This window comes from Vibrio sp. V12_P9A6T4, assembly GCF_963874835.1.
Taxonomy (GTDB): domain Bacteria; phylum Pseudomonadota; class Gammaproteobacteria; order Enterobacterales; family Vibrionaceae; genus Vibrio; species Vibrio anguillarum.
The window spans coordinates 1-19613 of record NZ_CAWNJO010000080.1; the positions used below are offsets into that span (position 1 = coordinate 1).

Below are 19613 nucleotides of genomic sequence, written 5' to 3' on the forward strand. Positions count from 1 at the left end.
ATCGTACTCTACGTGAGAAGTATTGATTGTAATACCGCGCTCGCGCTCTTCTGGAGCGTTATCGATAGATGCGAAGTCTTTCGCTTCACCACCGTACACTTTTGCAAGTGTAGTACAGATAGCAGCAGTTAGAGTTGTTTTACCGTGGTCAACGTGGCCGATAGTACCAACGTTTACGTGCGGTTTCGTACGTTCAAATTTTGCTTTAGACACGATCGTGTTCCTTCCTAGTTATGATTCGTCTTGAGTCACATATAGCTCAAGACGCGCCAGAAATTGCTATTTTATGCGCCAACTCTCATCAGCGCAATAGATTCGTTATTAAACAAATAACAGTTAACCACGTTCTGCAATGATTGCTTCTGCAACATTTTTTGGCACATCAGCGTACTCTGCAAACTCCATGGAGTAAGAGGCGCGACCCTGAGTGGCAGATCGTAAGTCTGTTGCATAACCAAACATTTCCGATAGAGGGACTCTAGCATGGATAATCTTAAGGCCTGCATGGCCTTCATCCATACCTTCAATCATGCCGCGACGACGGTTTAAGTCACCCACAACATCACCCATCCAATCTTCTGGAGTAGTTACTTCAACTTTCATCATTGGTTCAAGAAGAACAGGCTGCGCTTCTAAAGCACCTTTCTTGAACGCCATCGAACCAGCAATCTTAAACGCCATCTCGCTTGAGTCGACATCATGATATGAACCATCGAATAATGTCGCTTTCACATCCAGAATCGGATAACCAGCTAACACACCGTTGTTCATTTGCTCTTCGATACCTTTCGCAACCGAGCTGATGTATTCCTTAGGAATCACACCACCAACGATTTCGTCGACAAAGACAAAGCCTTCACCGAGTTCCGCAGGTTCAATCTTAAGCCAAACGTGACCATATTGACCACGACCACCAGATTGACGAACGAACTTGCCTTCTACTTCCGCTTTTCCACGGATAGTTTCGCGGTAAGCCACTTGTGGTTTACCAACGTTACAGTCCACACTGAACTCACGCTTCATGCGATCAACAATGATGTCTAGGTGAAGCTCACCCATACCAGAGATCAACGTTTGACCTGTTTCCTTATCGGTTTCGACACGGAAAGATGGGTCTTCCGCCGCCAGTTTACCTAGCGCAATACCCATTTTTTCTTGGTCAGCTTTAGAGCGAGGCTCTACCGCAATTTGAATCACTGGCTCAGGGAATTCCATGCGCTCAAGAACCACTTTGTGGTCTGGGTTACACAGCGTATCGCCTGTCGTGACATCTTTTAAGCCGATCGCAGCCGCAATATCGCCAGCACGAACTTCTTTAATCTCTTCACGTTTGTTGGCATGCATCTGTACGATACGACCAAAACGTTCTTTTTTCTGTTTCACTGAGTTGTAAACGGCATCGCCAGAGTTCACCACACCAGAGTAAACACGCATAAAAGTCAATGTCCCAACAAATGGGTCAGTGGCAATCTTAAATGCAAGTGCCGAGAAAGGTTCGTTGTCGTCAGCGTGACGTTCTACTTCGTTCTCGTTTTCATCCACGCCTTTAATGGCTGGTACATCTACCGGTGAAGGCAAATATTCAACAACCGCATCCAATACCGCTTGTACGCCTTTATTTTTAAAGGCACTACCACAAGTGGCCAATACGATTTCATTGTTAATGGTACGAGTCCGTAGCGCTTGTTTGATTTCCGCTTCTGTCAGCTCGCCGTCTTCAAGATACTTTTCCATTAACTCTTCACTAGCTTCCGCTGCCGCTTCTACTAGGTTGTTGTGCCATTCTTCGGCCAACTCAAGCATATCTTCTGGAATGTCTTCGTAAGTAAACGTCATGCCTTGATCGGCTTCATTCCAGTTGATGGCTTTCATCTTGATAAGGTCGATGACACCTTTGAACTCTTCTTCCGCACCAATATTTAATTGAATAGGAACAGGAGTCGCACCAAGACGATGTTTAATTTGGTTTACAACGCGTAAAAAGTCTGCGCCAGCACGGTCCATTTTATTAACGAACACCATGCGAGGAACACCGTATTTGTCAGCTTGACGCCATACAGTTTCAGACTGGGGTTCAACACCAGATGAGCCACAGAATACAACCACTGCACCATCAAGCACACGAAGTGAACGCTCTACTTCAATTGTAAAGTCAACGTGTCCTGGGGTATCAATGATGTTTACGCGATGATCTTGGAACTGTGCTTCCATACCACGCCAGAAGGTTGTCGTAGCAGCAGAAGTGATAGTGATACCACGTTCTTGCTCCTGCTCCATCCAGTCCATGGTTGCAGCACCATCGTGAACTTCGCCGATTTTGTGAGAAAGGCCAGTGTAGAACAGAATACGCTCAGTAGTGGTTGTTTTACCTGCATCTACGTGAGCACAGATACCGATGTTGCGGTAGCGCTCAATAGGAGTTTTCCGAGCCACGATTGTATCCTCTTACTAAGGTAATCCTTAGAGTATGAAAATGTGCTGCGAGAGAACCTCGCAGCACAGAAGGTATTACCAGCGGTAATGAGCGAATGCTTTGTTCGCTTCTGCCATACGGTGAACGTCTTCACGTTTCTTAACAGCAGTACCTTTATTTTCTGACGCGTCTAGCATTTCAGCAGCTAGGCGAGCAGCCATAGATTTTTCACCACGCTTACGCGCAGCATCAACTACCCAACGCATAGCAAGTGCGTTACGGCGAACCGGACGTACTTCTACTGGCACTTGGTAAGTTGAACCACCCACGCGGCGAGATTTAACTTCGACCGCTGGACGTACGTTTTCAAGAGCTTCTTCAAATACAGCTAAGTGACCTTTGCCAGATTTCTCAGCCATAGTGTCTAGTGCAGTGTAAACAATTTTCTCTGCAGTAGATTTTTTACCGTCAACCATAAGAATGTTAACGAATTTTGCCAGCAGTTCAGACTTGAACTTTGGATCTGGAAGGATCTTACGCTGACCAATAACGCGACGACGTGGCATGGATATTCTCCGTTGTCTTTTTCAGGTTATCCAAAACTTTTCAGTTTCTTCAAAAATTAAATAATTTAGTGTTTGGCCTTACTTAACGGAAATCCATTAAGATTTAGGACGTTTCACACCGTATTTAGAACGAGCTTGTTTACGGTCGTTTACGCCTGCACAGTCAAGTGCACCACGGATTGTGTGGTAACGCACACCTGGAAGGTCTTTTACACGACCGCCACGGATAAGAACAACTGAGTGCTCTTGAAGGTTGTGACCTTCACCGCCGATGTACGAAGTCACTTCGAAGCCGTTCGTTAGACGAACACGACATACTTTACGAAGTGCTGAGTTAGGTTTTTTAGGTGTAGTAGTGTAAACACGTGTACATACACCACGTTTTTGTGGGCACGCTTCTAGTGCTGGCACGTTGCTTTTAACAACTTGCTTTACACGAGGATTGCGGACCAACTGGTTAATAGTTGCCATTAACTAGCTCCTGAATTTACTTAAAGTAAGCTTTGTGAAAAATCTAGTCCCTAGTGCACTTAGTACAAATAGGGACGCAAAATTCTATGCAGCAGTGAGAGGTGTGTCAAGAAATATACAGATCTTTTTTAACCACCATAAGTAAAGGGTGGGTAATAGAAGGGTAATAGTGATAAAAAAACCTACCAAGTGATTGATTTTTCATGATTAGTAGTAAGTTCAACCAAACCAGAGAAATCCACTTTGGTAATTTGTACTGAGCAGAGATCCTGCACACCACGCGCGCAGAGATCCTCAAGTAAGACATAAACCCTGTTCAGATCGTTGAGTAGTAAAAAAGAGCCCGCACTAGGGTTACTCATATAAACCGCTTCTTCAACCAAGATAATACTATCCTCAGCCAAACAATAACGCTGCGCTAAGGCCAGTTTTGCCGTGTCTTTTACAATATGCAGCATAGGTACACCTTAGAAAGTTAGTACTTGATCGCACTCGTGAAGTAACTGAGCGATTTGCTGAGGCGATTTTTTTTCAACATCAATTACCCATTGAGCTGATGCTAACCCCAACTCTTCAACGCTTTGCTCACACAGATAAAGGTGTTCAATATCGTATAACTCAAGCAGTTTAAACGCACTGATGTAATCACGGCTAAGCAGTTGTTGCGGTGATTGGTTGGCGACGATTTGCGTCACGCCAAGCCCAACAAAAAAGAGCGAGATCGCATCACAATAGGCAGAGGCTGCCAGTACAGCATCCAGCCCTTCTCTTCCAGCCGAACTAGAATGAGGCGAAGAATGAAAAACAAAACCGATTTTTTTCAAAACTGTACCACTCGATCTTGAGTTAATAACGCTTCAGCTAAGCTTCCTAACCCAGTTTGTGCAAAACCTTGTGCCAAATTATGCGCAGTGAGCTGGTGTTGCTGAGCTTCATTTTCACTGATAATGCCACGACGTAACGCTGCAGCAACACAGGTTTCTAAGCGTACATGGTGTTCAGTAGCTAGCCTCTGCCATGCTTTCACAAGATCAAACTCATCGTTCGCAGGCGCGGTGATCGCAGAGCCATTGAAAACACCATCTTGATAAAAAAATACTTGCTCGAGTGAATGCCCTTTTTCTAGCAATGCACAGGCAAACAGATAAGCACTACGCGCTGCCTGTGTGCCATACACTGAGCCATTGACCAATAATGTGTAACTCAATACTGGCTCCACTAACATTCATCTCCGGTCTTGCGTTGGCGAATGTAGAGATAGACAGTATGTTTAGAGATATTGAGCCGATCAGCTACGCGGTTAATCGCATCTTTGATGTCAAAAATGCCTTTGTCGTACAGCTCCATCACGATCTGACGGTTCTTGGTATTGTTAGACACTGATTTATCGGCGTTGATCTCTTCGATGGTACGCTCTACCGTCTGATCCACCAGCTCTTCCACATCACTGGCAAAGTTAACCGATGAGGCGGCTTCCTGAGCTTCCTGAGTCGGCATGAATGATTGCAGAACTTGTGAGAACGGAGCATCTAAATTGACGTTGATACAAAGTAAGCCAATGACTCGGTTATCACCATTACGAATCGCGACCGTAATCGATTTCATCAACACACCACCCTTGGCGCGAGAGAAATACGATCGTGAGAAGTTACGCTCCGATCCTTCAATATCTTTCAACATACGCAGTGCAAGATCGGTGATCGGGGAACCCACTTGACGTCCCGTGTTTTCACCATTGGCAATTTTAATCGCCGAGGTATTGAGATCTTCCAATGAGTGCAGAACGATCTCACAAAAAGGACCAATCAGGCTGGCGATACCGTCAACCACAGCTTCATAAGATCGAAGAATGATTTTATCGTGATCACTAAATGGCATCACGTGCACGGATTCCATTTCAAGCAACATATCCGCGTTTAGAGTTTCTGTCGTTGTCACTGTTATCTAGCCTTAGAGCGAAAAATCAACAAATTGGCGTAAGTTTATCAGAAAATTTTAATCGAAAACTCTGTTAAGTCACTAACAAGTGATTTAGAACAACTAATTAGTGAGTCGTTAGAGACAGAAAAGGCCTGATTCATCAGGCCTTTGAGCTGGTTACAACGGTTCAACAATGGCTGATATTATTTAGCCGCATCGCTACCGTTATCAATTTTTAGTAACTCCACTTCAAACACAAGTGTTGAGTTTGCTGGAATAGTCGGCGTATCTTGCTCGCCGTAAGCCAGTTGCGGCGGGATAACAAACTTGTATTTTGCTCCCACTTGCATCAGTTGCACACCTTCTGTCCAACCAGGAATAACCCGATTGAGTGGGAATGTCGCTGGCTCACCACGATCATACGAGCTATCAAATTGAGTACCGTCAGCCAGTGTCCCTTTGTAATGCACTTGAACGGTATCGGTCTCTTTTGGTGACTCACCTTTTGCTGGCGTCAGTACTTGGTACAGTAAGCCAGATTCAGTTTTCTTTACGCCATCTTGTTTTTCAAATTCAGCGCGGAATTCGTCACCAGCTTTTTCAGCAGCAGCCGCTTTTTCAGAGGCTTTCGCTTGCATGGTTTCAGAAACGCGTTTATCTAGAGCTTCTAGCGCTGCGCGTGTCTCTTCTTCACTCAACTCAGCATTGCCCGCGAAGACATGTTCAATCCCTTTTAGAACCAGATCTTTATTCAGATTGATACCAATTTCGGCTGGTTTTTCAATGCTGGTGCTGAGGTAATTTGCAAAAGAGACGCCAATCGCGTAAGCCGCTTTGTCATCTTCTGTTTTAAAGTGAACCGTTTTTCCCGCTTCCGTTTGTACTTGTTCTGCTGCAGGTGCTGCTTCAGTTTTCGGGGCTTCATCTTTCTGGCAGCCAACTGCAAGCATGACGGTTGCCGCAAGCAGTGACACTTTAAACAATGATTTCATTTATTTCTCCAATTTGTAGGCAAACCTTTTGTTATTACGCACAAATTTCGGTGAAAAACTGGTGCGCTAAACAGAGTTGTACCAATATAGCGATATGTTGATAGATTGTCTTTACACTCAAAGCGGATAATTAGACTTGATGCGAATAATTTCTCATTCAATCCTAGGTTGCATTGTCATCTTGATGTTAAATGGCTGTTTTTTCTCTAACAGCGATGTACAACGTTGGGATATAGAACCAAACGGTTCGACCAGTTTCGGTTTAAGCCGCGATGGTCGTTTTGCGCTACTCTATTCCAAACAAAGACAACTCGTTCTATGGGATCTTGAACAAAACAAAACCTTAGCCGAATTGGGACCTCAAGACCCACAAGCCAATACCGTTTCTCATATTCGACTCTCCGATAATGGCCGTTTTGCCGTGACCGCTAGCCAAATTAACTTTGCCGTATGGGACTTAGGTTGGACACAAGCTCAAGGTTTGTGGTCCATCTCCGATGGGCTGATCCGAGACATTGACATTGCCAATAACGGAAAACAAGTTCTACTCGGTTTATCCAATGGTAAAGCGATTTACGTCGATTTAGTCACTGGACGTCGACTAGAGTTCCTTGCTCATCGAGAAAAAGTGAATTCTGTCGCCCTATCGCCCAATGGCCGCTTTGCTCTGACGGGAGGTAATGATTATTTTGCCTACCTTTGGGATACGCAAAGTGGGCAAATTTTACGATCGTTTGAACATGAGCAGCGGGTGAATCGAGTAGCGCTGCAGCGAGAGGGAAAATTAGCCTTTACCTCCGATGGTGGTAATCAATCCATTATTTGGGATCTCTCCTCGGGTAAGGAACAGGCGAAATTGCGCAGTTTTTCACGACAATTGATTTTCTCTACGGCGCGTTTTTCCGATGATGGCAGGTTGCTTGTGACAGGGAATCCTTCAAGCCAAGTCGCGGTTTGGGATACTCAAAGTGGTAAAAAACAGCAAGGATTCGAAGTAGAACCGCTAAAAGATGCTCGCCCACCCACTGCGGTGGTGTATGATGCGGCCTTTGATCATCAGCAACGAATTATTACCGGAAGCTCTGCAGGTATTGCTCAAGCTTGGAAACTCGACGATTAGTTATGAACGATAAGTATATTCAGCAATTAGAACAGCGTGTTAGTGACTTGGAATGCCAACTTGCTTTCCAAGAACAAACCATTGATGAACTCAATCAAGCATTATCAACACAGCAGCTCATGCTAACGAAAATGCAAGACCAAATGAAATATGTGGCTGGTAAAGTCAAAAATATGGATGCCTCACATTTAGCGGATCCATCAGAAGAGACTCCACCACCTCACTATTGATAGTGATGATACTGATAGTGATAAACTGATCATAATAAATCGGTTACCGCGCTATTGTGCATCACTATCGTGCGAAGTAGTAAGCAATGATGCCCCCAGCAACGACGAGACAACCACCGATGCGGCGCAGTTGATGATCGGGCTGCTGGCTGAGCTCTGCCACCATCTTTCTCCAGCCATTAGGGGCGATTAACGGTCCAATACCTTCTGCAATTAACACCAGCCCCACAGCAAGCCAGATTGAATTCGACATAGTGCCTTCTCTCTTAAAGCCAATAAACGACAAAGGCTCCCTGAAGGAGCCTTTGAATAAACAACGGTCAATTATTTCGTTGTCAAACCTTTGGTGTTATTCATGTACTTGAAGAAATCACTCTTAGGATCAAGCACCAAGATATCACTCTTCTCGCTAAATGATTTCTCATAGGCTTTCAGCGAACGTAAGAACCCGTAAAACTCAGGATCTTTACTGTACACATCTGAGTAAATCTTCGCTGCTTTAGCATCAGCATCACCGCGAGTTACGCGAGCCGTTTTATCCGCTTCCGCTAAGATAGTCGCCACTTCAAGTTCAGCTTGAGCACGAATGACTTCGGCTTTTTCACGACCTTGAGAGCGGTGTTTACGAGCGACTGACTCACGCTCAGCACGCATACGACGGTAGATCGATTCACTGATTTCATCTGGAAGGTTAATTTTCTTAATACGGAAATCAACCACTCTCACGCCCAAATCTTTCAGTGCACCTTTACGTGTATCTTCCAACACATTTTCCATCACTTGGTCACGCTGACCATCGATTTCCAATGCTTGTTTGGCAGCCTCAGTCGTGACGACTTCATCATCAGCACTTTCCGGCAAGACATCTTTATTACGTGGGCCTGAAACAATTTGCTTGATTTCACGAGAACCGATTTCAGAACGCAGAATGTCTGTCACTTTACGCTCTAACAGTGCTTGTGCCGTCAACGCATTGCCACCACCCGTTGCCAAGTAGTATTGACCAAAGTCTTCAATACGCCATTTGACATAGGTATCGATGATCACATCTTTTTTCTCTGAAGTCACGAAACGGTCAGAGCGACCATCCATTGTTTGGATGCGCGCATCTAACGTTCTTACTCGATCAAACAGTGGCATTTTAAAATGCAAACCCGGTTCGTAGATTCGAGCAATTTCATTGTTATCTTTCAGAATACGACCGAAACGGACAACAATACCGCGCTCACCTTCAGGAATCACAAACAGCGACATCAACATCAATACCAGTGCAATCACTAATACTGGGATCATTAACTTACGCATTACTAATATCTCCCTTGACGTGTATTGCTAGAGCGAGACGGTGTATTACCTGTATCACTGCTGGTTGGTGAATCAAGCTCTATCTGATCATAGGTTGATGATGATTTATCTTGACGTTTGGTGTCATTCTTACTCTCTTGGCCTGTAATTCGATCCAACGGTAGATAAAGCATATTGCCACTGGATTCTGAATCAATTAGCACTTTAGATGTGTTTGAATACACCTCTTCCATAGTATCTAGGTAGAGACGATTACGTGTCACATCTGGCGCGGCTTGATACTCAGGGAGCAGTTTTTCAAACTGTGCCACTTGACCCAATGCTTCGTTAATCGTGCGCTCTGTATAACCTTGCGCTTCTTTCTTCAAACGTTCTGCTCGGCCTGTTGCTTTAGGCAGAATTTCGTTCTTATACGCTTCAGACTCACGAATAAAACGCTCTTCATCTTCTCGCGCCGCAATCGCATCATCGAAAGCGTCCTTCACTTGCTCTGGTGGACGAGCCGACTGGAAGTTGACATCGACAATCATTAAGCCCATATCATAGCTATCAATGATTTGATTCAAGGTCGTTTGGGTACTTTGGCGAATTTGCTGACGGCCACTGGTTAAGATGCTGTCCATCAAAGAATCACCCACCACGGCACGTAATGCTGAATCGGTTGCTTGGCGTAAGCTATCGTCAGCATTAGTCACACGATACAAGTACTTGTATGGATCAGATACGCGATATTGTACATCCATGCCGACGGTGACCACGTTTTCATCTTTGGTCAACATCAAACCCGATGCACGCAGTGAGCGAATCGCTTGTACGTTAACGGCCGTCACCTCATCAACAAAGCGAGGACGCCAGTTCAAACCCGGGTCAACGATGCGATCATACTTACCTAAGCGCAGCACGACACCACGCTCAGCTTCACCAATCGTATAGAAACCAGAAAAGAACCACACCGCAACGGCGATTGCAGCAATGACTCCAAAGCCAATTGCGCTACCACCAGAGAATGAAGGGCCTTTGCCGCCTTTACCACCAAATCGTCCACCCAGTTTTTGGCTCAGTTTATTGAAAACCTCATCCAAATCTGGCGGTCCTTGATCACGGCCACCTTTATTTTTGTCACCACGATTATTACCCCAAGGGTCATTATCGCGGCCATTGTTGCCGTTGTTATTACCGGGCTCATTCCACGCCATTAGAAAGCTCCATCATTTGATATGACGTTATACTGTAGCAGTCCTTTAAGTAACTATAAAGTCACGCAAAACTGCTTCTTCTCTTTTTTCTAGTCTAAACCAATCAACTTGCTGCATACGAATGTTAATCAACAAATTACCATCTGGATCATATTCTTCTTGTTGAATACATTTCATTTGTGAAAATGCACTACGAATGCGACCTTGGTGCAGTGGTGGAATACACAATTGATATTGAATGACTTGACTCGCTAATCGCTCTGTCAATGCTTCGAAAAGCAGATCAATACCCTGTCCATCCATGGCTGATAACCACACGGTTCTCGGTATTCCCTCATCATCTTTTTCGATGCGAGGTTGTTGGCCTTCTAGATTATCGATCTTGTTCATGACGACAAGCGTTGGCACCTCATGGGCGTCAATCTCTTCTAATACGTCATGAACGGCTTTGATATTCTCACGAAAACGCTCATCACTGGCATCAACAACATGTAACAAAATGTCAGCTTCTTGAGTTTCTTGTAACGTGGCTTTAAATGCTGCGACTAAATCGTGCGGCAGATGACGAATAAATCCTACGGTGTCAGCGAGAACGGCAGTACCAACGTCCGCCAATTCGATTTTCCGCAAGGTAGGATCTAGGGTTGCAAACAGTTGATCGGCTGCATAAACCCCAGCTTCAGTAATGCGATTAAATAACGTTGATTTCCCCGCATTGGTATAACCCACTAGCGATATGGTGGGAATCTCAGCTCGATTTCGAGCTCGGCGTCCTTGTTCTCGCTGCTTAGCGACTTTCTCTAAGCGGCGTAATATCGCTTTAATACGTTCACGCAATAAACGTCTGTCGGTTTCTAGCTGCGTTTCACCAGGTCCACGTAAGCCTATACCGCCTTTTTGTCGCTCAAGGTGCGTCCAACCACGAATTAATCGCGTAGAGATGTGGCGCAATTGTGCCAGCTCTACTTGCAACTTCCCTTCATGGGTTCGTGCTCGTTGGGCAAAAATATCGAGGATGAGGCCAGTACGGTCAATCACTCGACATTGGCATAGTTGTTCAAGATTACGTTCTTGGGCAGGAGAAAGAGCGTGGTTGAAGATCACCACATCCGCTTCAACAAGTTGAACCGCATGCGCTATCTCTTGGGCTTTACCCTCACCGACATAATATTTAGGGTGTGGAGTTTGACGGCTGCCAGTAATAATTTGCAGTGTCGACACTCCAGCAGAAGAAACCAGCATTTCACACTCGCTGAGATCATCCCACTCACCCTTTTGCGTGAAGTTGATATGAACAAGTACCGCTCGCTCACCGGCTTCGTAACGGTCAAACAAGCAACCAACTCCTTTGTAAGTAAATAATACTAATCAGAGAATTACTCTTCTGATTTGTCTGATGGACGATCAGACCCAGTGCGTGGCTCAGCAGTGTGGTGGCTCACTGCACGTGCAGGAACAACCGTTGAAATCGCATGCTTATACACCATTTGATTGACTGTGTTTTTCAGTAAGATCACAAATTGATCAAAGGATTCAATCTGACCTTGAAGCTTAATTCCGTTCACAAGGTAGATGGATACTGGAATGCGCTCACGACGTAGTGCATTTAAGAATGGGTCTTGTAGAGATTGCCCCTTAGCCATTTTATTTTCCTTATTTGTATTTTGTTGTAGTTATTTAGCTAGTGGTGCACTGCATTATTGGTGCGGCCTTTGCATCTGAGCTAAATGAATAAAAACCCCGTTGCTACTTGTTATGACGGCGATAATGCCAAATATCAAGTAACGGATCCTTTACAGGGTACATCACGCAAAAGCGATCACATTATACACAGCTAACTCCATCAGATGCTATGGCATTTGAGAGAGTTTCTACTGCATGATCAATGTTTTCGCTATCTAACCAAGTTAAATCATCCCAGCTGCGTAACCAGGTGATCTGACGCTTGGCCAATTGACGGGTTGCACAGATTCCACGATATACCGCTTCCTCTAACGTACAATTCCCATCCAAATAGTCCCACATCTGTCGATAACCAACACAGCGAATCGATGGCAAATCCGGATGAAGATCGTTTCGAGCATAAAGTGCTTTCATTTCTTCTTCAAATCCAGCTTCGATCATCTTTTCAAACCTGAGTTCGATTCGACGGTGGAGCTCAGCCCTTTCCTTGGGAGCTATAGCAAACTGTTTAACTCGAAATGGCAGGCTTTCGCCTTTCGTTTGAGTTAACTCTGTAAGAGTTTTACCTGAAATTCGGTAAACTTCCAATGCTCGTGACAATCTTTGTGGATCATTAGGATGAATTCTTGCCGCCGAAACCGGATCAATCGTTTGTAATTGATCGTGTAACTGACCCCAACCATGCTCCAAAGCCTCTTGCTCAATTTGTTGCCGTATCTCAGGGTTAGCTGCAGGAAGTGGCGAAAGCCCTTCAAGTAGAGCCTTGTAATACAACATAGTTCCCCCAACGAGCAGAGGAATTTTACCTTGCGCGGTAATATCATGCATTGCAAGTAATGCATCGCGACGAAAATCTGCCGCCGAATAGGCTTCACTTGGATCCAAAATATCGATCAGACGATGGGGAGCGAGTGCCAGTTCATGCGCATTAGGTTTGGCGGTGCCAATATCCATGCCTTTGTAGATCAGCGCCGAGTCGACACTGATGATTTCCACTGGGTATTTTTGGCGCAAACGAATCGCCAAATCTGTTTTACCTGATGCGGTCGGGCCCATTAAAAACAGAGCCAATGGTTGTGTTTGATTCATCATTCTTTTAATTCGTTATGCCAACAAGGCCGCTATGGTGGTAGAAAAATCAACGGGGCGGACAAAACTCGCATCATGAAGAGGAAGTTGCCCTTGCCAAAGCTGTTCAAGTTCCGAAATCATTTGGATGGCTTCAGACAAAGTGTAGTCACTTTTCACCACAGTGATGTGTTCAGCCAGCCAATCGGCAACAAGATCCACCGTAATAGGTTCATCATCAGCCGTAAAATTAGCGGACACGTAAGATAGCAGATCTGGGATTAAGTTTTGCAGGTTTTGTTGCCTCAACGGTTGAGGTACGCCCATCACCATGATGCTTGAACCATGACGTTCTTTAAGCTCAATCCCTAGCGTATTCAACATCGGCTGGCAATGCGTTAACGCTTGATGTTCTTGTGCTGAGAGCTTGATGGAGAGCGGCACGAGTAAGGGTTGGCTTTTCAAGCCGCCTTGTTCGGTATGCAATTGGCCGCGAGTTTTCAGCCATGCTCCTTTGATAAGAGAAAGCAATACGACGCCCTGTTTGGACCCCATTAACAGGTACTGCCCTTTGATTACCGCAATAGCTTTACCCAACTGTTCGATCTGCAGCATTTCACCTTGATCTTGATGTGCAATAGGAGAAAGTTCGACTGCTGAAGCTGGCGGTTGAGTTGCCATCAGCTCTTGATAGAGCTTCACTTCCCCGCTCGAAGGTGAGCCCGTTGGCTGGCGCTCAGCTTTCGCCCGAGAAGAAGATGGAGAGCCGTTTTGCTGCCAATGGCTACGCTTTGGCGTTTCAGCTATGCCGTGCGCGGTTGTGCTTTCTCGCTCAGCTTTTCGTGGATAAGCGGGAGTGTTGTCAATCGCTTGCCACACTTGCTCTGGAACGGTGTTATGCCCCTCAGTTTCTTGGCACACACTATCAATTGCAGTGTCATTCTCAATGCGATCCACAGTCTCCGCATCGGGCTGATGAAAAGCCGATGGTTTGAGCTGCGGCTTTTCAATGTGTTTGCTTTCAGCCAGTGCACTACTGAGTGCTTGATAGATAAAATCATGCACTAATCGCGCTTGATGGAAACGCACCTCATGTTTCGCGGGATGGACATTCACATCCACTTGATGGGGATCGAGCTCAATGAAGAGTACATAAGTGGCGAACTGATCGCCTTTCAGGCTGGTTTCATAACTTTGCCGGATAGCATGATTAATCAGCTTGTCACGCATCATCCGCCCATTAACATAGCAGTATTGCAAATCACTCTGCTGGCGCGCACCTTCTGGAGTCGTTATCCAACCATGCAAGCGAAGCCCTTGATGTTCCAACTCAATGTTCAGCATATGGCGAACAAAAGCGTTGCCACACACAGCCGCGATTCTTTTTTCCTCTTGAGCGGCCGTTTTAGCCGCTCGATATTGACGTACCATCTTGCCGTTATGGCGCACATTGATGGTGACATCAAACCGGCTCAAAGCAATGCGTTTTAGTAGCTCATCAATGTGAGTAAATTCTGTTTTCTCTGTGCGTAAAAATTTGCGCCGAGCGGGCGTATTAAAGAACAGATCGAGCACTTCGACAGACGTTCCAATCGGGTGTGCGGTTGGCTGCAACTTAACCACCATATCTCGACCTTCACTGTATGCTGCCCAAGCCTGTTCTTGCGTGGCTGGACGAGACGTCAATGTAAGCCGAGAGACTGAGCTAATACTCGCGAGCGCTTCTCCACGAAAACCTAAGCTGACGATCGCCTCTAAATCATCCAAGGTGTGAATTTTAGAAGTTGCATGGCGGCTTAAAGCGAGCGCCAATTCCTCTTTTACTATCCCTTGTCCGTTATCGCGCACACGAATAAGCTTCGTACCTCCCTTTTCGATATCGATATCGATACGAGAGGCGCCCGAATCCAAGCTATTCTCCACCAGCTCTTTAACGACAGAAGCCGGTCTTTCAACCACTTCACCTGCGGCAATTTGGTTAGCAAGACGTGCGGGTAGAATCTTAATCGTCATACTCATTACTACTTATTGGGAATGATCAACACTTGCCCTATGGCGAGCTGATCAGACCGAAGTTGGTTTACTTGGCGAATACTATTCAGACTCACTTGATATTGGCTGGCAATTTTGCTCAAAAACTCGCCTTTTTCAACTTTATGCTTGCGTAGCGGCTTATCCTTCAAACTCACCGTTATCTTCAGTTTCTGCCCCAGCGTTAAGGTGTCTGAACGCAAGTTATTCTCGCGTTTAATCGCATCCACACTCACTTTATACGTGCTCGCTATCTTGCCCAAATACTCGCCAGATTTCACCACATGCGTAACAATTTCCGTTTCTACTGGGTTGCTGACTACAGGAACGCGAATCGGAGCTGACGTGGCCGGAATCGTTAAGATTTGACCAATCGACAAATTGGCATTTTTTAGTTTGTTGGTTGCGATTAATGCTTGAGTCGAGGTGCCATATTTATTAGCGATAACCGAGAGTGATTCACCACGCTGCACTTTGTGCTTTTGCGTCTTACCGCGATTAGCAAACAGAGTGCCCTCGGGTGGGTTTTCTTCAAAATACTTGACGATGGCGGTTGCCAATGCGCGAGCCAATTTATCTTGATGCGAGCGCTGAAATAGCAATTGTTCCTCGGTAGGGTTAGAAATAAAACCCGTTTCAACCAACACCGAAGGAATATCGGGCGACTTAAGTACCGCCAAACTTGCGTTGACTGGCTCTGCTTTATGTAAATGGGCTACTTTTCCCATTTCGCCTAGCAGATGAGTTGCCACCTTGTAACCCTCTTTTTGTGAGTGACTAAATTGCAAGTCCAGCAAGGTTTGGCTAACGTTTCGATCGCTATTGTTTTTTGCCAGCACTTCACCTGCCCCACCTAACAGTTCTGATTGCTGTTCGTGGTTCTCAACCCAGCGAGCAATTTCCGTATTCGCACGCTTGGTATTTAACACAAACACCGAGCCCCCCCTGGGTTGCGGGGTATGAAAGGCATCGGCGTGAATGGAGACAAGTAGGTGTGACTTATTACGACGCGCAATTTCAGAACGTTTATTGAGATTGACAAAGTAATCGCCACTGCGTGTCATGACCGCCTTCATTCCCGGTACGGCGTTAATTTGATCTGCGATCTTCTTGGAGATACTTAAGGTGGCATTTTTTTCATATTTTTTGGTCGGGCCAATCGAGCCGGGATCTTCTCCGCCATGACCAGCATCAATAGCCACCACGATATCCTCGGTTCCTAATAACTGCGAAGCGTCGCGGCTCACTTTAGTTTGGCTGGCCGGTTTTACTGTCGCCTTATCACTATCCAAATTGTGGGGTAAATCAACCACCAAACGATGCCCATACTGACCACCCGGCGTTGGCGCAAGTTTAAATGGCTGAGGGTTCACTTTGCGCTGTAACTCAAACACCAAGCGATACGTCCCTTTCTCCGGAGGCGAGCTATTACGAATTTGCTTGAGAACAGGGCTATCCGTGACTTTAAGCGGCAATTTTGTATTAAGCGTGGTGTTTTTTAAATCAACCACCAAACGCTCGGGGCTGCTTAAAGTGAAATAGCTATAATCCGCTTCAGTTTTGAGATCGATAACCACTCGAGTTTCATCTGGAGAAGGCCAAACGCGCACGCCTTCTAATGCATTCGCGTGCGTCGTTGAAGTAAATAAAGCACAGCCCCAAACCGCAAGCGATAGAGTTATCGTTCGTAACAAATGGATGATGTTCAACATAACTCCAACTGACTCAGCAATGAGGATCCATAGGGGCTGTTTGCACTCAGAAAAGCTTGCCTTTGTTCGCCATCGTAGCGTAGCTCAACATCAATATCTGCGGTTGGAAGTAGACCGCTGCCTTTTTCTGGCCATTCAACAAGGCAGATCGCATCCGGTGTGAAATAGTCACGAATACCCATAAATTCCAACTCTTCCGGATCGGCCAAGCGATAAAGATCAAAATGGTATACTTGCCAATCGGCTAGTTGATAAGGCTCAACTAAGGTATAAGTCGGGCTCTTGACGTTGCCAACATGGCCTAATGCGCGGATGAAGCCACGGCTGAAGGTTGTTTTTCCAGCACCGAGATCACCATGCAAATAAAGCGTGGTTTGCGCAGAGCATCGCTTAGCCAAAGCTGCGCCTAATTTTACCGTTTGCTGTTCGTCTTTTAAGGTAAAGATCTTAGTACTCATGAATTACCGCTCTCAAGTGTCGAAAATTGACTATATAAAAATCAAAAGAACTCGAATAGTAAACTGGGTTGGAATTGAGAGACAAGCTCTCTTCTGTAAGTAAAAGGAAAAAACTCGCTTTTTATGTCAGTTTAATCCACATCACAGACGATCATTTCCTAGATCCTCAATAAAGGATCCGTTAAGATCCTCGCCCCTTTTTGCAACGAGCTCATCGATAATGGACTACCAAGTACTGGCAGACAAAATTAAAATCTGGGCACGTGAACTTGGCTTCGAAAAGGTCGGGATCTGCGATATCGATCTCAGTGAGCACGAAGAGCCTTTGCAGAAATGGTTGGATGCTGGATTTCACGGTGAGATGGACTGGATGGCGCGCCATGGCATGATGCGAGCTAGGCCACATGAACTCCTTCCCGGCACCGTCCGCGTGATCAGCGCACGCATGAATTACTTACCCCCAGATGCTCGGTTTGCCAGTGATTTGAGTAATCCCAATTACGCTTATATCAGCCGCTACGCTCTGGGGCGTGACTACCATAAACTGGTACGCAACCAGCTCAAAAAACTCGGCGAAAAGATTGAACAAGAAGTGGGGGCACTCGGTTATCGCCCTTTTGTGGACTCCGCACCAATACTAGAACGGCCTTTAGCACAAAAAGCTGGGCTTGGTTGGACTGGCAAGCATTCGCTTATCCTTGATAAAGAGAGTGGTTCTTGGTTTTTTCTTGGTGAACTACTGATTGATTTGCCGCTGCCGGTCGATACACCAAGCAGTAATCAATGTGGCAAATGCACAGCCTGCATCACCTCATGCCCTACACAAGCCATCGTAGAAGACGGTGTTGTTGATGCTCGCCGATGCATCTCTTACCTCACCATAGAATATGATGGCGTAATTGCTGAAGAGTTTCGCAAGGCAATGGGTAATCGCATTTACGGCTGTGATGATTGCCAGTTGGTCTGCCCTTGGAATCGCTTTTCCGACCTCACTCAACAAAGTGATTTTCATCGCCGTCAAGCACTGGATGAACCAGACTTAGTTGAACTGTTTGCTTGGGATGAGGCCACCTTCTTACGTTATATGGAAGGTTCGGCTATTCGCCGAATTGGCCACCAGCAATGGTTGCGTAATCTTTCCATCGCTTTAGGAAACGCGCCATATTCACAACGCATTATCGCAGCGCTAAACACGAGGTTAGGCTTGTCTGATTTATTAGACGAACATATACATTGGGCGCTAGTAGAACAAAAACGAAAATCATCGGAGCCAGCGAGTGCATGCTCTAGCAATAAGAAGCAGCAGCGCTTAATTCGAATTGTCGAGAAAGGGTTACCGCGTGATGCGTAAAAAATGAGGTAATTGCATAACTAATGAACACAGACTTTGATATGTATCTCAAAATACCAATTTGTGGACAAAATTTTAAACACGACACTGTTTTCTATAATTAAGAAAAGTTAGCCACATCAGCAATTAATGACAAGGATCAAAGATCTTGATATTAATGATCATACAGTTAGTTGACACAATGGTGACAAAATAACAAAAATCAATTTAAAAACAATTAGTTACACAGAAAGACAGCAAGATTAGAGAACAGAGCCGCATTAAAAGATCTTTCACTGACACTTACCAGCACTTCACTAAAAACACGTTATACACCAACTTATCCACAATTAATTTTTGTGGATAACTCTGTTAATGAATAAGAATAAATAGCGACGAAAAGCCAGATTCTACAGAGACTAACCTGTGTATTGAAATTCAGCACGTAAGTTATCAAGACGGCAATAAATCCGCTTAGAACTGCAGATTATTTTTATTTTAGGGAGTTATGCTTCACAGCATTAAAGAAAGAGCATAAACCAAATACTGGTTTGAGTTCAGAGAGTACTCTGAAAGAAGCTGGAGCGACACATAACCGTTACCTCAACCTTGGTAAGGTTGCGCTCTACCAACTGAGCTAGTGTCGCAATGATTAATCGCATTCACGCTTAATCTGAATTTGGTTGCGGGGGCCGGATTTGAACCGACGACCTTCGGGTTATGAGCCCGACGAGCTACCAAGCTGCTCCACCCCGCGTCCGTATTGTGTCACCGTTAAGTACGATGAAAACTTAAACCTGTTCACTTTCTAACAAAAGAAAGTCGAGCGACACACGAGGTTCACTTTCTTTAAACAAAGAGGCGTGACCTCAACCTTAACTAGGTTGTGCGGCGCTATTCTTTTCTTCGAAAAGAATTTGGAGCGACACACGAGGTTCGAACTCGTGACCTCAACCTTGGCAAGGTTGCGCTCTACCAACTGAGCTAGTGTCGCAATGATTAATCGTATTTACGCTTAATCTAAATTTGGTTGCGGGGGCTGGATTTGAACCAACGACCTTCGGGTTATGAGCCCGACGAGCTACCAAGCTGCTCCACCCCGCGTCCGTATTGTGTCA

21 protein-coding genes and 4 tRNA genes are annotated in these 19613 nt (G+C 45.4%); 3 read left to right on the forward strand and 22 right to left on the reverse strand.

Translation table 11 applies throughout. From position 1 onward, the window contains the following. The 9 genes from AACQ42_RS13030 to fkpA form a co-directional block, all read right to left on the reverse strand. Window positions 1-213: GTP-binding protein (locus AACQ42_RS13030; protein ID WP_254917431.1), on the reverse strand; the 213-nt coding region annotated here is incomplete at its 3' end. 123 nt (window positions 214-336) lie between these two features. Next, window positions 337-2433 (reverse strand): elongation factor G, encoded by a 2097-nt coding sequence (gene fusA / locus AACQ42_RS13035; protein ID WP_010318928.1) that lies wholly within the window; start codon window positions 2431-2433, stop codon window positions 337-339. A gap of 75 nt (window positions 2434-2508) precedes the next feature. Further along, window positions 2509-2979, reverse strand: a complete 471-nt coding sequence (gene rpsG / locus AACQ42_RS13040; protein WP_013857921.1) for a 30S ribosomal protein S7 — start codon at window positions 2977-2979, stop codon at window positions 2509-2511. Window positions 2980-3075: 96 nt separating this feature from the next. Beyond that, window positions 3076-3450, reverse strand: coding sequence for a 30S ribosomal protein S12 (gene rpsL / locus AACQ42_RS13045; protein WP_010318930.1), 375 nt, complete (start codon window positions 3448-3450; stop codon window positions 3076-3078). A gap of 182 nt (window positions 3451-3632) precedes the next feature. Continuing rightward, entirely contained in the window at window positions 3633-3908 is a 276-nt protein-coding gene (gene tusB, locus AACQ42_RS13050) for a sulfurtransferase complex subunit TusB (RefSeq protein WP_010318931.1), read from the reverse strand. Window positions 3909-3917: 9 nt separating this feature from the next. Next, window positions 3918-4274: a sulfurtransferase complex subunit TusC gene (gene tusC / locus AACQ42_RS13055; protein WP_013857923.1), complete on the reverse strand. Its 357-nt coding sequence runs from the start codon at window positions 4272-4274 to the stop codon at window positions 3918-3920. After that, window positions 4271-4675: a sulfurtransferase complex subunit TusD gene (tusD, locus tag AACQ42_RS13060; protein ID WP_094166299.1), complete on the reverse strand. Its 405-nt coding sequence runs from the start codon at window positions 4673-4675 to the stop codon at window positions 4271-4273. The genes tusC and tusD overlap by 4 nt, the downstream gene beginning before the upstream one ends. After that, window positions 4669-5388 (reverse strand): helix-turn-helix transcriptional regulator, encoded by a 720-nt coding sequence (locus AACQ42_RS13065; RefSeq protein WP_013857924.1) that lies wholly within the window; start codon window positions 5386-5388, stop codon window positions 4669-4671. Before AACQ42_RS13065 ends, tusD begins: the two co-directional genes overlap by 7 nt. 185 nt (window positions 5389-5573) lie before the next feature. Beyond that, on the reverse strand, window positions 5574-6362 hold the full coding sequence (gene fkpA, locus AACQ42_RS13070; protein ID WP_094166300.1) for an FKBP-type peptidyl-prolyl cis-trans isomerase: 789 nt from the start codon (window positions 6360-6362) through the stop codon (window positions 5574-5576). 139 nt (window positions 6363-6501) lie between these two features. Between fkpA and AACQ42_RS13075 the strand changes: the two genes are divergently transcribed. Then, window positions 6502-7482, forward strand: a complete 981-nt coding sequence (locus AACQ42_RS13075; RefSeq protein WP_026027456.1) for a WD40 repeat domain-containing protein — start codon at window positions 6502-6504, stop codon at window positions 7480-7482. A gap of 2 nt (window positions 7483-7484) precedes the next feature. Then, window positions 7485-7712, forward strand: a complete 228-nt coding sequence (locus tag AACQ42_RS13080) for a SlyX family protein (protein ID WP_010318937.1) — start codon at window positions 7485-7487, stop codon at window positions 7710-7712. 64 nt (window positions 7713-7776) lie between these two features. Here AACQ42_RS13080 and AACQ42_RS13085 read toward each other — a convergent pair whose 3' ends face one another. From AACQ42_RS13085 to tsaE, 9 genes are all read right to left on the reverse strand, one after another. Further along, window positions 7777-7965, reverse strand: a complete 189-nt coding sequence (locus tag AACQ42_RS13085) for a DUF2065 domain-containing protein (RefSeq protein WP_017043313.1) — start codon at window positions 7963-7965, stop codon at window positions 7777-7779. Between the two features lie 71 nt (window positions 7966-8036). Beyond that, a complete protein-coding gene (hflC, locus tag AACQ42_RS13090) occupies window positions 8037-9017 on the reverse strand; it encodes a protease modulator HflC (RefSeq protein ID WP_013857929.1) in 981 nt (326 codons plus the stop codon). Window positions 9018-9019: 2 nt separating this feature from the next. Further along, window positions 9020-10213, reverse strand: a complete 1194-nt coding sequence (hflK, locus tag AACQ42_RS13095; RefSeq protein WP_010318940.1) for an FtsH protease activity modulator HflK — start codon at window positions 10211-10213, stop codon at window positions 9020-9022. A 45-nt stretch (window positions 10214-10258) separates the two neighbouring features. Continuing rightward, window positions 10259-11548 carry a ribosome rescue GTPase HflX gene (hflX, locus tag AACQ42_RS13100; protein WP_010318941.1) on the reverse strand — a complete coding sequence of 430 codons (1290 nt, stop codon included), beginning with the start codon at window positions 11546-11548 and terminating at the stop codon, window positions 10259-10261. 41 nt (window positions 11549-11589) lie between these two features. Further along, window positions 11590-11856, reverse strand: a complete 267-nt coding sequence (gene hfq / locus AACQ42_RS13105; RefSeq protein ID WP_013857931.1) for an RNA chaperone Hfq — start codon at window positions 11854-11856, stop codon at window positions 11590-11592. 181 nt (window positions 11857-12037) lie between these two features. After that, window positions 12038-12985, reverse strand: a complete 948-nt coding sequence (gene miaA / locus AACQ42_RS13110) for a tRNA (adenosine(37)-N6)-dimethylallyltransferase MiaA (RefSeq protein ID WP_026028407.1) — start codon at window positions 12983-12985, stop codon at window positions 12038-12040. Between the two features lie 15 nt (window positions 12986-13000). Beyond that, on the reverse strand, window positions 13001-14983 hold the full coding sequence (gene mutL / locus AACQ42_RS13115; RefSeq protein ID WP_094166301.1) for a DNA mismatch repair endonuclease MutL: 1983 nt from the start codon (window positions 14981-14983) through the stop codon (window positions 13001-13003). A gap of 2 nt (window positions 14984-14985) precedes the next feature. Next, on the reverse strand, window positions 14986-16707 hold the full coding sequence (locus tag AACQ42_RS13120; RefSeq protein WP_017043316.1) for an N-acetylmuramoyl-L-alanine amidase: 1722 nt from the start codon (window positions 16705-16707) through the stop codon (window positions 14986-14988). Continuing rightward, window positions 16701-17165: a tRNA (adenosine(37)-N6)-threonylcarbamoyltransferase complex ATPase subunit type 1 TsaE gene (tsaE, locus tag AACQ42_RS13125; RefSeq protein ID WP_010318946.1), complete on the reverse strand. Its 465-nt coding sequence runs from the start codon at window positions 17163-17165 to the stop codon at window positions 16701-16703. Before tsaE ends, AACQ42_RS13120 begins: the two co-directional genes overlap by 7 nt. Before the next feature lie 220 nt (window positions 17166-17385). Here tsaE and queG point away from each other — a divergent pair, with 220 nt between their 5' ends. Then, entirely contained in the window at window positions 17386-18516 is a 1131-nt protein-coding gene (gene queG, locus AACQ42_RS13130; protein WP_094166302.1) for a tRNA epoxyqueuosine(34) reductase QueG, read from the forward strand. Window positions 18517-19075: 559 nt separating this feature from the next. On the opposite strand, the gene AACQ42_RS13135 is transcribed toward queG, so the two are convergent. The 4 genes from AACQ42_RS13135 to AACQ42_RS13150 form a co-directional block, all read right to left on the reverse strand. After that, window positions 19076-19142: transfer RNA gene (locus AACQ42_RS13135), tRNA-Gly, on the reverse strand. A gap of 33 nt (window positions 19143-19175) precedes the next feature. Continuing rightward, window positions 19176-19252 (reverse strand) — tRNA-Met (locus AACQ42_RS13140). A 161-nt stretch (window positions 19253-19413) separates the two neighbouring features. Next, window positions 19414-19489: transfer RNA gene (locus AACQ42_RS13145), tRNA-Gly, on the reverse strand. Window positions 19490-19522: 33 nt separating this feature from the next. Further along, window positions 19523-19599, reverse strand: a tRNA-Met gene (locus AACQ42_RS13150). Window positions 19600-19613: the final 14 nt, after the last annotated feature.